The sequence below is a fragment of the Kitasatospora sp. cg17-2 genome (assembly GCF_054031055.1).
The window spans coordinates 715427-728509 of sequence record NZ_CM132923.1; the positions used below are offsets into that span (position 1 = coordinate 715427).

Sequence of the window (13083 nt, forward strand, 5' to 3'; positions counted from 1 at the left end):
GGGGTCATCATGCCGCACGGCCGGGCCCTCACGCGTCCCGGCCCCGCGCGGCGCCGGCCGCCTCGAACCGGCGGACCAGTGGTGATCTGCGGGCCCGCGCCACCGCCACCAGGAAGGCGGTCTTGTCGGCTAGTTGACGCCCGGGGCCGCCGGAGCCACCGCCGTCACCGTGGGCACCAGGACCGCGGCCGTGCGCGGCATCGCGTACAGGTCCAGCAGCAGCCGCAGCCCGGGCCGCAGTCGGTCCGCGGGTACGGCCAGCGGCACGCCGTGGCCGAGCCAGTTCACCCCGGCCGGCGCCGCGCTCCAGCCGAACAGTCGCAGACCGAGCCGCAGCTCCCGACCGACGGTGGGGCCGCTGTAGCGCGAACAGGTCCAGGCGCAGGCGGCGTTCGCGGCCAGGTGGGTGCCGATCAGGAGCACCCGGTAGGCCAGGGGCTGGACGTCGGAGCCCGCCTCACCGAGTCGACCCGACCCTCTCCTCCGGAGGTCGATGACGGGACGTCCCTTGGGCGCGAGGTGTCCTCGGCCATCTGCAACCGGCGGCAGTCGGCCCGGTGGGCCGCTACGGGCCCGGCCACGCAGTCGGCCGAGGAGGTCGGGCCAAGTCCGTGGCGACCCCCGCACCGCCTCCGAGCAGGGCCCGCAGCTCACGGCCGACGGGCCTGCAGACCTCGTGCCGTACGCAACGGCGACACGTCAGCGTCCGGACGGTGGCCGGGCCACCGTCCGGACGGGAACGCGCGCCGCGTCGGGAGCAGTTGCCCCGGGCACCCGGAGACCCGCTGGAGCAGGTACCCCCACGAGTACAGGAGCAGATACCGCAACGCAGCAGAGCACCAGAGCGAGAAATCGCAGGCGCCGACGAGGAGCGTCTCGTACCCTCGTCCTCACCGGTTCGCCGAACAGCCACTGAGGATTGTGTGAAGCACTTCGATCTCCGCGCCAGGATTCCGTCGCTCGTGCAGGCCATGGCCGCCGCCGACCACAGCCCGGACGCCCAGCTGGTACAGACCCGCCACCGCGTCTCGCTCGTGGAGAGCTGGGACATCGAGCCCGGCTCCACCGTCCTCGAACTGGGCTGCGGTCAGGGCGACATGACCGCCGTCCTCGCGGAGGCCGTCGGCCCCCGGGGGCGCGTGGTGGCCGTCGATGTCGCCGGTCCGACCTACGGGGCGCCGGTCACGCTCGGGGAATCGGCGGCCCGGCTCGCGGCGGGCCCGCTCGGGCCGCGCATCGACTTCCGCTTCGGCACGGATGTCCGCGACCTGTCGGTCGACTTCCCCTCCGACGCCTTCGACCACGTCGTGCTCGCCCACTGCTCCTGGTACTTCGCCTCGCTCGGGCAGTTGCGCGACACGCTGACCCGGGTACGGCCCTGGGCGCGACGCCTGTGGTTCACCGAGTGGGACCTGACACCCCCCTCCGGCGACCGGCTGGCACACCTGCTCGCCGTACTGGTCCAGGGCCAGATCGAGGCCGCGGGCTCGCACGGCGAGGGCAACATCCGCACGCCATTCTCCCGCGAGGCGCTGCTGCGGCTCCTGCCCGAAACGGGCTGGACGGCGGACGGCGACGGGCCGGTCGACACCGACGCCCTCCAGGACGCGGACTGGGAGATCGCCGCCTGCCTCGACCTGATCACCGCAGGAGAACGGCTCGCCGCGCTGCCCGAACCGGTACGGCAACTCGTCCTCGGCCAGAGCGACGTCCTGCGAGCCGTCGCCGCACCGCACGGCAACCGCCCACTCGCCGCCTACTGGGTCACCGCACGCTGACACCCCACCACGGCCGGACCGGCCGACTCTCGGTCTGCGGCCGGGTCGGGGCGGTCGCCGGGATCGGCGGGCGACCGCCGGAGGAAGCACCGGCCGCTGGCCACCGCCAGATGTGGTCACAGCAACAGCACCCACAACGGACCGATCCGGGGCGGACGGACCGGCCACTGGTGACGGACCGGCAATCGCCCGTACCCTCGGTGCGAAAGAACGAACGGTGACCGTTCGTACTGCGATCCGGGGCACAGTGGCGAGGGGGCTGTTGGTCGTGGTGGGGGCGGCGTTCCGGTTCACGGGGTTACGAGGGCACGATCCCGACGGCTTCGGCGGATTCCGGCTGCTCGCGCGCCTGGGCGAGGGCGGGATGGGTCAGGTGTTCCTGGCCCTGTCGCCCGGCGGAGTGCCGGCCGCGGTGAAGGTGGTCCGTCCCGAGTTCACACAGGATCCGGAGTTCGCAGCCCGGTTCTCCCGCGAGATCACCGCCGCGCAGCGGGTGCGCGGCGCTCACATCGCACCGTTGCTGGACGCGTCCGCGCATGCGGCGCGGCCGTGGCTGGCGACCTCCTACGTGGCCGGACCCTCGCTGCACGACCTGGTAGTCCGAGCCGGCCCGCTGCCGCACGACCAGGTGCTGCTGCTGGCAGGAGGGATCGCGCACGCACTGACGGACATCCACGCGGCCGGGGTGGTGCACCGCGACCTGAAGCCCGCGAACATCGTGCTCGACGAGACCGGGCCCAAGGTCATCGACTTCGGGATCGTGAAGTCCCTTTCCCAGTCGGTGACGTACGCCAGTCAGTCGACCCGGATCGGCACCCCGTTGTACATGTCGCCGGAGCAGGCGACGGGCCGCCCGGTCGGCCCGGCCTCCGACGTCTTCTCGCTCGGCTCGACCCTGTACTTCCTGGCCACCGGGCGGGAGGCGTTCGGCGCGGAGAACAAGTGGGCGGTCGTCCACCGGGTCACCGCCGACTCCCCGCAGTTGTCCGCCGTGCCCGAGCCGCTGCGCGAGTTGATCACCGACTGCTTGAGCAAGGACCCCGACCGCCGGCCGACGCCGGCGCGGATCCGGGAACGGTGCGACGCGCTGCTCGGCGGCACGACCCGTCCCGGTGCCTGGATGGCCATCGACGGTGCGCGCGAGGCCATCCGCGAACGCACCGACGCCCTGCGCACGCTCACCACCCCGCCACCGCACCAGGTCAGACCCACCCCCACCATGCCTGCGTCGCCACCCGGCGGCGGAGACGGTGCCGGGCGGTCACGTCCGGCCGATCCACAGGGCGGATCGCCCGTACCGCCGACGCGACCCGACAGGTCTTCGTTGCAGTCGCCACGCGAGCGCCCCGACAAGCGCCCGTCGACCACCCTCGGCAAGGCCCTGCTCGTCATGGCCGGGGTTGCTCTGCTGGCAGCGGGCACGAACCCGATGGCGGAAGAGCTCAGGCTCTCCAGGAGCGAGCAGGCCCAGGTGATCCTGGTCGTCGACCGGCATCACCCCTTCGGAACGACCAGCTACACCCCCGACCCCAGCAGCGACTACTCGGCGTTCGCCGCCACCCTCGTCCTCGGGACCGCGACGGCAATCGCCCTCGCCGGGGTCGGGCAGCTTCGAACGGGACGCAGCCGCGGGAAGCTGAAGAGCGTGGCCACCGTCGCGAACGGGATCTCCATGCTCTTGGCGGGAGTGTCCGTCTACGCCGTCGCCAACTTCCTCATAAGTGGCATCGGGTACCACAGGACCCTGGTGGCAGGCGGGTGGACGTACATCATCGCGAACGCCCTGATCCTGGCCGCAGGCTGCACCCCAATCGGACGGAAGAACCCGACGACCAGAAGACCGAAGCGCAACTGACCGCACCGGGCGACGAGCAACCCGAAGCCGGACTCCTGGCCGGCCGGAGCGGCGCCGGGCCTGGCACTGCCTGCGCTGCACCCGTAGCGGCGGCGCGGCAACGGTGGCGAACGCGCCGACCGACCGTCGAATCGGACGACCGGGCTCAGTACCCGTTCACGCGGACGACGACGCTCGCGGGCGATCTGTTGCGGCACCGCGGGGCGGTCGGTCAGCGCACGCTCTCCAGGACAGCCCGCTCCCTGTCGGGGTCGATCCAGCGCGTGGCCCACCGCCGTTGCGGCACCGAGACATTGCCCCGGCACAACCAGGACCAGGTGTCGGCAACGGTCCGCGCGAACTCGGCGACGTCGCGGACGTCAACCGCCTGCACGCCCCGGCCCGGACCCCGGGCGCGAGGATCCGGCCGCCCTGCGCGGCGCGGCCACCAGGGCAGTCGGCCCACGTACCCCCCTCGGGCGGAGCAGGCTCGTCCTGGCGAGCCCGAAGGTCTCCGTCACCACGCATCGGTCCCGGCCTTCCGGCGCCCGTGGTCGGGGTTGACCGCTGATCCCCGTGCCACAACCGATCAGGATCAAGCGCCAAGTCGGCTGCGGCCTCCCACACCGGCGAGCCGGCGGCCAGGGGCTCGATAGGCCACCCCTCGTACACCGCCACCGTGAACACGTACACATAGCGGTAGACGACCCACTCCAGGACCCGGACAACCGCCAGCACGTAACTCGGGCCCAAAGCTTGTTGCAGGAGTCCGGGTGGGGGCAGGTCGGTATGTGGTCCGGCCTGCTGGTTTCATGTGGTTCGGGCGAGGTTGTGCATGTGGGCGACGGCCTGCACCGCGTGGTGCAGGCCGTCGCCCTTCTGTCGGCAGTCGCGGAGGATCTTCCAGTTCTTCATGCGGGCGAAGGTGCGCTCGACGCGGGCGCGTACGCGTCGCCGGGGAAACGGCCGGGGCAGGACGACACCGCGGTGGCGGGAGTTCCGGAAACAACCCCGTGGGATATTCCGGACGTATTGTATGAATGATAAAAATCAGGGTCTCGGGTATGGCCATATTCACCCGCCCGGGAATAACCTCTAGCCGCGAGAGTCGAAGTCGTCCGGCGGTGACGGATCTAACCCCGCCCACCGACTCTCCTCGACAGTTATTTCCCATGCCCGTCACTTTCGTGGCGGACCTCCATGCCTTCGGCACGGGCCGGTTCACGGGCACATCTGTCCACCGGTCCCTGCCGCGGCATGCCCGACAAACCGAACAGCACGGACCAAGAAACAAATGAGGCGACATGAGCAGTCAATTCGACGGCCTGGCGCAGATGTACGAGGACATGTTCGCCCTGCCGTGGCGGAAGGACCTGGAATCCCACAGCGTACTGGCGACCCTGGGGCAGGTCCGGGGCGAACGCGTCCTGGACCTCGGGTGCGGTACCGGCCTCTATTCGCGCCTGCTGAAGGCGCAGGGGGCCGAACTGGTGGTGGGTCAGGACGTGTCGGAGGGCATGCTCTCCTACGCGAGGGCGCAGGAGCCCGCCGGCCACCGGGGCATCGAGTACGTCCACGCCCTGCCGCCCGCCCTGGAGGGGACCTTCGACGCCGTGCTCGGCGTCTACGTCCTGCCCTACGCCGAGCAGTACGCGGAACTCGTGGAGCTGTGCGGGATGGCCGCGCGGGCGCTGAGGCCCGGCGGCCGGTTCGTCACCCTGCCGGTCAACCCCGACTACGACGGCAGGCGCGAGTACTACGAGCGTTACGGGTTACGGTTGTTCGACGCGGAGCCGCGGTTCGACGCCTCGAAGGTGACCCTGGAGCTGGAGTTCGGCCCGTACCAGGAGACGATCACGGCCCGGTACTGGAGCCGGGAGGCGCTGGAGGGCGCGCTGGCCGAGGCGGGCTTCACCGAGATCGGCTGGCCCCCGTTCCGGGTCTCGGAACAGGGGATGCGCGAGCACGGAAAGAGCTTCTGGGGGCCGTACCTGCGCACGCCGCACGCAGCGCTGATCAGCTGCGTGAAGGGTGTGTCCGTCCCGTGAACGTGCTCCGCGCGCCCACCGCGATCGGCACCCTCGTCCACCCCGACGCCCACGGCATCGACTCCGCCGCCTGGGACCGCCTGGTCGGCGCCGACAACTTCTACGGCAGCCACCGCTGGGTGCGCTCCACCCACCTCGCCTCCGGCGGGGACCCGGTCGTCACCGCCTCCGCGTCCGGTGTCCTGCTCGGCGTGCTGCCGACCTGGCCCGGCGAGGGTCGCGGCGACGAGATGTTCTCGCTGCCCGGCATCCTGCCCGGCCTGGCCGCTGCCGGCGGCGGCAGGCAGCTCTGGCTCGGCACCCGGCGCTCGGTCCGCAACGAGTTGCTGTGCGTCCGGGGACCGCGGCGGCGCCCTGTGCTGAGGGCGCTCCTGGGACGGGCGCTGGAACTCGCCGCCGACCGGGGCGACGACGGAGTGGTGATGGCCTACCTCGACGGCGAGGACGCCCTGGAGCTGGCGGCGGCCCACCCCCGGGCCCGCGCGCTGCTGCACTCGGCCGACACCTATCTGCCCGTACCGCCGGGCGGCGCCGGAGAGCTGTCGGCCCGTGCCAGCCAGCACACCCGGACCCGGCGCAGGAGCGAGATGCGCGCCTTCCAGCGCACCGGAACGGTCGTCAGGACCGCCCGGCTCACCGAGGACGTCGTTGCCCGCATCGCCGACCTGATCGCCCAGAACCGCACCCGCCACGGCAGTTCCGGAGGTCCGCAGGCGGTGCTCGACGCCCTGAACGCCCAGCGTGCCACCGGCCTGCTCGACGACGCCGTGGCGTTCCTGGGCCTGCGCGGTCCCGACCTGGTGGCCGCGACCGTCTGCTACGAGCACGGGGACCGGCTGTACGCCCGCTACTTCGGCTACGACTACACGAGTACCGCGCCCACCAACGAGTACTTCCTGCTGACCTACCACGCACCCCTCGACTACGCCGCCGAGGGCGGGTTCCGGCGCTACCGGACGGCGATCTCCGCGTGGGACGTCAAGGTGCGCCGGGGCGCCCGGCTCACCCCCCTCGCCGCCGTGGTGCTGCCGCTGCACGGCGCCGTCTGCGCACCCGCCCGCCAGCGCGAGCACAACATCACCGCCGCCGGGCGGTGGCGGGAGCTGGCCGGGGACCACCTCCAGGCCATGGGGCCGGAGTGGGCCAGCTGGGACTCACCGCTGCCGTGACCCGACCAGCGTCCCTCAGGGAAGGAGAAACGTTCATGCTCCACCTCCACTACCGGCTCGAACTGACGGAGGCCGCCGAGGCGAACCCGGCCGGGTTCTGGGCCTGGGCCGCCGAACGCGAGAAGTGGTTCTACGAAGGACTCGACACCGTGCTCGCCACCAGCTGGCACCTGCGGACCGTCGGCACCCACGTCCACGCCCTCGAACACCTCGTCACCTTCGCCGACGAGGCCGCCTGGGGCACCTACCGCCGCCAGGTCTCCGCCCGCAGCAAGGACCCCGCCTGGGAGGAGCGCCGCACCGAGCAGACCCACTGGTGGCGCCTCGCCGAGGCCGCCCTGCTCAACGACCCGCCCGTCGCGATGGGCCTCCACCGCGCCCCGCCGCCGAGGTGACCGCCGTGACCACGGGCTCCGGCTCCGGCTCCGAGTACGCCGACCACGTCGCACGCAGCACCCACCTCCTCGACCACGGACGCTTCACCACCCTCGCCACCCTCGGCGAGGACGGCCCCTGGGCCTCCACCGTGAACTTCGTCGCCCTCCGCGACCCGCTCCGGCTGCTCTACTACTCCCTCCACCGGTCCAAGCACTCCCGGAACATCGAGGCGCGGCCCGACCTCGCCGGCTCGGTCCACCTGCTCGGCACCCCCGGATTCGGCCTGGACGGCGCCCAGTTCACCGGGCGCTGCGAGGCCGTGCCGGAGTCCGAGGTCCCGTGGCACCGGCAGACGTACTACGAGCTGAACCACCCCGACCCGGAGGTCCGCGCGGCCTGGCTCCTCCCGGAGTCGGACTTCACCGGCCACGGGCCGCGCCGCTTCTACGTGGTGCGCGTGCACCGGTGGTGGCTGCTGGACATCGACCGCTGGCTCGCCGACAAGCACGACACCCGTGTGGAGGTCGACCTCGCCGAACTCGCCCGCCCGGCCCGCCCTGCCCGGCCGTGACCACACTGACGAACGCACGCGTCGTCACCCCGCACGAAGTCCTGGAGCCGGGGTGGGTCACCTTCTCCGGCCCCACGATCACCGGGGTCGGCACCGGCGCGGCCCCGGCCGCCGCCGACGACGACGTCCACGACCTGGCGAACGCGTACCTCCTCCCCGGTTTCGTCGACCTGCACCTGCACGGCGGTGACGGCGCCTCCGTCGGATCCGGCGATCCCGACGAGGTGCGCAGGGCCGTCGCCTTCCACCACCGCCACGGCACCACCCGGATGCTGGCCGGCATCATCGCCGGCCCGGTGCCCCGGATGACCGCCGCCGCCGCGACCCTCGCCGACCTCCTCGACGCCGGCGACCCCGGCTGCGCCGGAGTCGCCGGGATCCACTACGAAGGCCCCTTTCTCAGCAGCCGCCACCGGGGCGCCCACGCCGAGGCACACTTGCTCACCCCCGACCCGGCCACCCTGGCCGCGCTGCTCACGGCCGGCCGGGGCCACGTCCGGGTCGTCACGCTCGCCCCCGAACTCCCGGGCGGCCTGGAACTGGTGCGGTCCGTCGTGGCCGCGGGCGCCATCGCGGCGATCGGCCACTCGGAGGCCGACCACCGCCGCTCCCGCGACGCCTTCGCCGCGGGAGCCCGGCTGACCACCCACCTGTTCAACGCCATGAACCCGCTGCACCACCGCGAACCGGGCCTCGCCGGCGCCACCCTCGCCGACGACAGGATCGTCTTCGAGCTGATCAACGACGGCCTGCACCTGCACGACGACACGGTGCGCATCGCCTTCGCGACCGCGCCCCACCGCGCGGCCCTGGTCACCGACGCGACCCCCGCCGCCGGAATGCCCGACGGCGAGTACCGCCTGGAGGACGTCGACCTCACCGTGCGCAACGGCCGCGCGACCCTGCCGGACGGACACACCCTCGCCGGCAGCACCCTGACCATGGACCGCGCCGTCCGCCGGGCCGTCCACCACCTCGGCCTCCCCCTCACCCAGGTGGCCGCCGCGGCGGCCACCACCCCGGCCCGGCTCCTCGGCCTCGGCGACCGGACCGGCTCCATCGCCCCGGGCAAGGACGCCGACCTGGTCGTCCTCACACCCCGACTGCACGTCCGGCACACCGTCCTCCAGGGCCACATGATCGGAACCCGCTGACCCCCGCCCCCCGCACGACCCCGTGCCAGGCCCGCTGCACCCACGCCCGGCAGGTGGACCGCACCGCAGGTGCTGCGGCTCCCAGCTCGTTCGCACACACACCGGGCCCCTTGGCAGCCTACGAGTCGAGCGGGACGACGGCGTGGGTGTCCCAGCAGATCTGCCAGCCGGGCAGGTCCGCGCCGGGCGTCGGGACGCGCTGCCAGTACACCTCGATCAGGGCGATCCGGCTCACGGTGAAGGTCGCGTGGCCGGGCCGCACGTAGTGGATGATCTGCGCAACTTGGTCGGTGTCGGTGTCCGCCGCGGCGTACGCGACGGTCGTGTGGAGAACGCCAAGCGGGTAGCCGGCCGCGTCGGCTCCGAAGACCTCGTGGACAGCGGTACGGACGCGGCGCTGAAGAACGGCGAGGCGGTCATCGGGGTGAAGGTCCAGGCGCACACCGGTGCGGTACGCGATCGGCGATCCGGCCTGCAGAAGGACCGGCCCGATGTCGGCCACGGCGGTGCGCAGCCGCTCGGCGAGTGAGTCACGGACCGCGTGGCCAATGGCGTCGGCGGATGCAGAGGTGATCATGTCGAGGGTGATATGTGCGCGCTCGTCAGGGACCGGCACGAGGGGCAGCCCCGCGAGCACCTTGCGAAGGCCTGCGAGGAGGCCCCGTAGGGCCGACCCTTCTGGCAGGTCGGGCAGGGCGTACACCTGGAGGGCCCGGAGGCCGTCGGGCCAGGGTCGGGTGCCGAAGGTGGGATGGAACGCCTTCATGAAGTTCTCCTCGTCGCAGGAGGGAGTGAGAACGACCGTCTCAGCTCGGGAGCAGCACGGGGAACCCCGCCCGGTCTCCCGCCGACGCCGTGATCCGTAGGGTGTCAGCCACGCAGTCCGTGCAGATCGTCCCGCCGGCTCGCACTGCCTCGACCATGGCCGAGCGCAGCTGCTCGCCGGAATCGGCCGCCTTCGGCAAGGTCGACATGAGGACGACTCCTCGTTGTTGGTGACGTGCTAAGGGTGCCGCCGCGGGTCTGTTCCCGGGAGTTCACGACAGCGGCCGCTCTCGGACGGCGCCGTAGAACGAGTGGGCGTGCGTGCGGTACGGGCGGCTCTGGTTGGCCCTCGGGCATGACGACCTCCTCCTCTCGGCCGGCGGGACGGTCGAGTTCGACACCCGCACGGCGTCGCCAACGCCGTACCCGGTGAACCGGTCGAGTACCCGGTCCTGTTCGGGCCTCAGGGCGAACGGCTGCGCCCGCACCCCGGCGGCCTCTCCCCCGGACCGGGTCCTGACGCCGTCGGGCCCCGCTCAGTCAGGGACTCTCGCCGCCGACTCGGCGAGCCGTTCGGCGAAGGCTGCGACCAGCGTCCGGAGCTCCGCGGGCTCCTCGACGGCGAACGGCGCGTCCAGCGAGGCGAGCACCGCCGGCAACCAGTCCAGCCGGTCCACCCGGAGCTCCACCCGGTTCCACCGCGCCGCCCCCGGCTCCACTGCCGGGAGCTCCCGTACCACGGCGACGCTCGCGGGCAGCCGCAGGTGGATCCGCTCGGCCGTCGACCGGACCCGCAGCACCACCCGGTACCGGTACGGGGCCGTGGCGAGCCCGTGCAGAAGGCGCTCCGCCGGGTCGACCGCGGCCGGGGGCTCGAAGGCGCCCGGCAGGGTCCGTACGCCCGCGACGCGGTCCAGGCGCAAGGTGCGGTCCTCCCCCACCGCGGGATCCACGCCGGTCAGGTACCAGCGGCCCTCGTGCGCCACGAGCCCGTACGGGTGCAGCGTGCGCTCGCTGCGCCGTCCGTCCGCCGCGGTGTACCGGACCGCGAGCGGCCGGTGGCCGCGCACCGCGTCCGCGACCGTGAGCAGGACCTGGGAGTCGGGCACCGCCGTCGCCCGGGATCCGGGTGCGGCGGTGAGGGTGAGGGCGTCCAGCACGGCGTCGAGCCGCTGTCGGAGCCGCTCGGGCAGCACCCGGCGGATCTTGGCCGCCGCCGTCTCGCCCGCGGTGTGCCCGGCGTCCGCCACCGCGGTCAGGCCGGTGTGCCGGCCGGCGACCAGTCCGAGCAGGACGGCGAGGGCCTCGTCGTCGCTCAGCATCAGCGGGGGCAGCCGGTACCCGGCCCCGAGCCGGTAGCCGCCGTAGCGGCCGCGCACCGACTCGACGGGCACGTCGAGGTCGAGCAGGTGGTCGACGTACCGGCGCACCGTGCGCTCGTCGACCCCCAGGCGGTCGGCGAGCTCGGCCACGGTGCGGACACCGCCGGACTGCAGCAGTTCCAGCAGCGCGAGGACGCGGGCGGTGGGTCGGGCCATGCGGGAAGTCTCCCAGCGATACCGGGCGGATTGTGTCCAGTATCGGTCCTAACGTCGTACCGGAAGCACCGACCGCACGACCGAACCGCAGGAGACACCCATGGACTTCCTCTCGATCCGCATCGTCACGGCCGACGTCGCCCGCCTCGTGGACTTCTACGAGCGCGCCACCGGCGTCGGCGCCGACTGGTCCACCCCGGACTTCGCCGAGCTCAGGACGGCCTCGGCGACGCTGGCCATCGCCGGCACCCGCACCGTCCCGCTGTTCGCACCGGGATCGGCCGAGCCGGCCGCCAACCGCAGCGTGGTGCTGGAGTTCCTCGTCGACGACGTGGACGGCGCCCACCGGCGACTGAGCGCCGACGTGCCGGAGTTCGTGACCGAACCCACCACGATGCCCTGGGGCAACCGCTCCCTGCTGTTCCGCGACCCGGACGGCAACCTGGTCAACTTCTTCACCCCTGTCACCGAGGCCGCGAGGGCGAGGTTCGCCCGCTGAGAGGCCGACCCGTCGACGAACCGGCGACAGGGCCCTCGGCGACGACTTCCCCGCCGAGCACTGGATCCACCTGCGGAGCGCCAACCCCGTCGAGTCGACCTTCGTGACCGTCCGTCTGCGGACCGAGGTCACCCAGGGCGCCGAATCCCGGGCCGCAGCCGACCTGGCGATGGTTTCGAGCTCGTCGAGTCCGCCCAGGCCCGCCGACGAGCCCTGAACGCACCCACCTCGTCGCCCTCGTCCGCGTCGAGGCCCGCTGTGAACGCGGCCGGCTCGTTGAACGGCCGCGGACGACGGCGGCGTGAATCAGGGTGGCGGACCCGCGTCGGAGTTCGAGATCATCCGGTCATGTCGAACGGCACGGCAGGACAGGACCTTCCGGCCGGCTTCGGGTTCCGGCCGTATCGCGGCGACGAGGACCACGGTGCCATGGCCGCGGTACGGCGGGGGTGTGCGGAACGGGACCGGGTCGATGTCCATTCGGTGGTGGAAGGGCTGCCGACAGCGGCCGAGATCGCCGAAGCTTCTGCCAAGTCGGAGGAGCCGACCAAGAACCAGATCCTGGTGGTGCTCGACGGGAGCGTCGTCGGCTACTCGACGATCCGGTGGTGGCAGGAACGGGACGATACGTGGCTGTACCTGCACCGCGGCCACCTCTTGCCCGAGCATCGCGGCCAGGGCATCGGCTCAGCCATGCTGAGCTGGGCCGAAGGGCGGATCCGCCGGATCGTCGAACAGCACGGAACGGCGCGGACGGCGGTGATCGGCGCGAACGCCACGGCCTCCGAGAAGGACGCCACGGCCCTTCTGCTCGCAGCCGGCTACCGACGTGTCTTCAGCCTGGTCGAGCTGGAACTGGGCGATCTGCGGCAGTTGCCCGAGCCGGGCAGCGAACTGCCGGTCGGGACACGGACAGGGCCGATCGGGACAAGCCACTACCGTGCGGCTTGGAGGACGGTCGTTGATTCGTATGCGGACACCGGCTTCACTCAGAGATGGCCCTTCCGGGACTTCGTCGACAACGCCGACCCGACATGCTGGAGGGCTGCCTGGATCGGGCCGGACATGGTCGGCGTCGCCCTCTGCTCCATCCGCCGTCACGACCGCACCGTGGGCGAGGTGGAGGAGCTGAGTGTCCGGACGGACCGGCAACGCCTCGGAATCGGCCGGGCCCTGCTGCTCGACGGGCTGCGGAGCCTTCGCGAGCAGGGCGCAACGACCGCCCGGCTGTTCACGGGCACGGCAAACCCGCACCGGTCCTACGACCTCTACGAGAGCGTGGGATTCCGACGACAGAACGAGTACGTCCGCTACCGCAAGCCGCTTGCTTGATCCACCCGGAGTTCATC

Annotated in this window: 12 protein-coding genes and 3 pseudogenes; 11 read left to right on the forward strand and 4 right to left on the reverse strand. The window is 72.3% G+C overall.

Annotation, left to right across the window (positions count from 1 at the left end):
• Positions 1-129: 129 nt before the first annotated feature.
• Entirely contained in the window at positions 130-423 is a 294-nt protein-coding gene (locus ACW14Y_RS02970; RefSeq protein WP_456985754.1) for a hypothetical protein, read from the reverse strand.
• A gap of 548 nt (positions 424-971) precedes the next feature.
• On the opposite strand from ACW14Y_RS02970, the gene ACW14Y_RS02975 reads away from it, so the two are divergent.
• Together ACW14Y_RS02975 and ACW14Y_RS02980 are read left to right on the forward strand one after the other, a co-directional pair.
• Positions 972-1778 (forward strand): class I SAM-dependent methyltransferase, encoded by an 807-nt coding sequence (locus ACW14Y_RS02975; RefSeq protein WP_456988039.1) that lies wholly within the window; start codon positions 972-974, stop codon positions 1776-1778.
• Between the two features lie 268 nt (positions 1779-2046).
• Positions 2047-3633 carry a protein kinase domain-containing protein gene (locus ACW14Y_RS02980; protein WP_456988041.1) on the forward strand — a complete coding sequence of 529 codons (1587 nt, stop codon included), beginning with the start codon at positions 2047-2049 and terminating at the stop codon, positions 3631-3633.
• A gap of 789 nt (positions 3634-4422) precedes the next feature.
• On the opposite strand, the pseudogene ACW14Y_RS02985 reads toward ACW14Y_RS02980, so the two are convergent.
• Positions 4423-4566 (reverse strand): annotated as a pseudogene (locus ACW14Y_RS02985) (transposase); the annotation flags it as partial.
• Between the two features lie 350 nt (positions 4567-4916).
• Between ACW14Y_RS02985 and ACW14Y_RS02990 the strand changes: the two are divergent.
• The 5 genes from ACW14Y_RS02990 to nagA are packed head-to-tail and all read left to right on the forward strand — an operon-like array spanning position 4917 to position 8932.
• Entirely contained in the window at positions 4917-5660 is a 744-nt protein-coding gene (locus ACW14Y_RS02990) for a class I SAM-dependent methyltransferase (RefSeq protein ID WP_456985755.1), read from the forward strand.
• Positions 5657-6829 (forward strand): GNAT family N-acetyltransferase, encoded by a 1173-nt coding sequence (locus tag ACW14Y_RS02995; RefSeq protein WP_456985756.1) that lies wholly within the window; start codon positions 5657-5659, stop codon positions 6827-6829. The genes ACW14Y_RS02990 and ACW14Y_RS02995 overlap by 4 nt, the downstream gene beginning before the upstream one ends.
• Positions 6830-6864: 35 nt before the next feature.
• Entirely contained in the window at positions 6865-7224 is a 360-nt protein-coding gene (locus tag ACW14Y_RS03000) for a hypothetical protein (RefSeq protein WP_456985757.1), read from the forward strand.
• 5 nt (positions 7225-7229) lie between these two features.
• Entirely contained in the window at positions 7230-7778 is a 549-nt protein-coding gene (locus ACW14Y_RS03005; protein WP_456985758.1) for a pyridoxamine 5'-phosphate oxidase family protein, read from the forward strand.
• The gene (gene nagA, locus ACW14Y_RS03010; protein ID WP_456985759.1) at positions 7775-8932 is read left to right on the forward strand and encodes an N-acetylglucosamine-6-phosphate deacetylase; all 1158 of its coding nucleotides are present in this window, start codon (positions 7775-7777) and stop codon (positions 8930-8932) included. The genes ACW14Y_RS03005 and nagA overlap by 4 nt, the downstream gene beginning before the upstream one ends.
• A gap of 118 nt (positions 8933-9050) precedes the next feature.
• On the opposite strand, the gene ACW14Y_RS03015 is transcribed toward nagA, so the two are convergent.
• Positions 9051-9698, reverse strand: a complete 648-nt coding sequence (locus tag ACW14Y_RS03015; protein WP_456985760.1) for a 2'-5' RNA ligase family protein — start codon at positions 9696-9698, stop codon at positions 9051-9053.
• 308 nt (positions 9699-10006) lie between these two features.
• On the opposite strand from ACW14Y_RS03015, the pseudogene ACW14Y_RS03020 reads away from it, so the two are divergent.
• Positions 10007-10212 (forward strand): annotated as a pseudogene (locus tag ACW14Y_RS03020) (helix-turn-helix domain-containing protein); the annotation flags it as partial.
• Between the two features lie 21 nt (positions 10213-10233).
• Here the strand turns inward: ACW14Y_RS03020 and ACW14Y_RS03025 are convergent.
• The gene (locus tag ACW14Y_RS03025) at positions 10234-11235 is read right to left on the reverse strand and encodes a helix-turn-helix transcriptional regulator (protein ID WP_456985761.1); all 1002 of its coding nucleotides are present in this window, start codon (positions 11233-11235) and stop codon (positions 10234-10236) included.
• A gap of 100 nt (positions 11236-11335) precedes the next feature.
• On the opposite strand from ACW14Y_RS03025, the gene ACW14Y_RS03030 reads away from it, so the two are divergent.
• The 3 genes and pseudogenes from ACW14Y_RS03030 to ACW14Y_RS03040 all read left to right on the forward strand — a co-directional run bounded on the left by ACW14Y_RS03030 (position 11336) and on the right by ACW14Y_RS03040 (position 13066).
• Positions 11336-11734 (forward strand): VOC family protein, encoded by a 399-nt coding sequence (locus ACW14Y_RS03030; RefSeq protein WP_456985762.1) that lies wholly within the window; start codon positions 11336-11338, stop codon positions 11732-11734.
• Positions 11735-11780: 46 nt separating this feature from the next.
• A pseudogene (locus tag ACW14Y_RS03035) lies at positions 11781-12039 on the forward strand (IS256 family transposase); the annotation flags it as partial.
• A 43-nt stretch (positions 12040-12082) separates the two neighbouring features.
• Positions 12083-13066, forward strand: a complete 984-nt coding sequence (locus ACW14Y_RS03040; protein WP_456985763.1) for a GNAT family N-acetyltransferase — start codon at positions 12083-12085, stop codon at positions 13064-13066.
• The last annotated feature ends 17 nt before the right edge of the window (positions 13067-13083 follow it).

Excerpts from the sequence above, each read along its gene's own strand:
- ACW14Y_RS03000 (WP_456985757.1), top strand. The coding sequence starts at position 6,865 with ATGCTCCACCTCCACTACCGGCTCGAACTGACGGAGGCCGCCGAGGCG.
- ACW14Y_RS03015 (WP_456985760.1), bottom strand. The coding sequence starts at position 9,698 with ATGAAGGCGTTCCATCCCACCTTCGGCACCCGACCCTGGCCCGACGGC.
- ACW14Y_RS03030 (WP_456985762.1), top strand. The coding sequence starts at position 11,336 with ATGGACTTCCTCTCGATCCGCATCGTCACGGCCGACGTCGCCCGCCTC.
- ACW14Y_RS02990 (WP_456985755.1), top strand. The coding sequence starts at position 4,917 with ATGAGCAGTCAATTCGACGGCCTGGCGCAGATGTACGAGGACATGTTC.
- ACW14Y_RS02975 (WP_456988039.1), top strand. The coding sequence starts at position 972 with ATGGCCGCCGCCGACCACAGCCCGGACGCCCAGCTGGTACAGACCCGC.
- ACW14Y_RS03025 (WP_456985761.1), bottom strand. The coding sequence starts at position 11,235 with ATGGCCCGACCCACCGCCCGCGTCCTCGCGCTGCTGGAACTGCTGCAG.
- ACW14Y_RS03040 (WP_456985763.1), top strand. The coding sequence starts at position 12,083 with ATGTCGAACGGCACGGCAGGACAGGACCTTCCGGCCGGCTTCGGGTTC.